A 546-nucleotide genomic window follows, 5' to 3' on the forward strand; every position below is an offset into this window, starting at 1 on the left:
GTGCAGCCGCAGGCATGGTTGTGGGCGATCTGGCCCTTGACCTTCACCTTGACCGGGTTGCTGGTGCAGGCGCAGACCAGCGTGCCGCCGGCAAAGTCGGCCTTTTCCCGTGGCAGTCCATTGTCGATTTTAGGATGCAGTTTTTCCGGCATTTTTGTCTCCTCCCTTGGTTCTATGCTGGTTCCGTTTCGATTACCGCTTCATTCTCCATACGGTGTTCTTGCCTGACGCGCTCTACCACCTTGAGCGCCTTGCTCAGATATGTATCGCGCACGAGAAACGATATTTCTTCTCTGCCGCGGTCGATCTCGTCGAGGTCGATGCGAACGCGGTTGTTATTCCTAAGCGCTACCCAAAGATGTTCGCCGAATTGCCAGCTCTGCATACTGAGCGACTCGCCGAAATTCGGATATCGGATCCGAACCCGGATCAGTACCTCCTTCAATAGACTACCACGCTCCTGATCGACTTGCCTTCATGCATCAGGTCAAAGCCCTTGTTGATGTCCTCGAGCTTCAGCGTGTGGGTGATCATCGGATCGATCTC

Annotated in this window: 1 protein-coding gene and 1 pseudogene; both read right to left on the bottom strand. The window is 54.6% G+C overall.

What is annotated here, in order from left to right:
• Window positions 1-152 (bottom strand): annotated as a pseudogene (locus NKI72_RS35375) (S-(hydroxymethyl)glutathione synthase); the annotation flags it as partial.
• A 20-nt stretch (window positions 153-172) separates the two neighbouring features.
• Window positions 173-445: a hypothetical protein gene (locus NKI72_RS35380; RefSeq protein WP_352831581.1), complete on the bottom strand. Its 273-nt coding sequence runs from the start codon at window positions 443-445 to the stop codon at window positions 173-175.
• Window positions 446-546: the final 101 nt, after the last annotated feature.

The sequence above is a fragment of the Mesorhizobium sp. M0437 genome (assembly GCF_040321335.1).
In the GTDB taxonomy this organism is placed as follows: domain Bacteria; phylum Pseudomonadota; class Alphaproteobacteria; order Rhizobiales; family Rhizobiaceae; genus Mesorhizobium.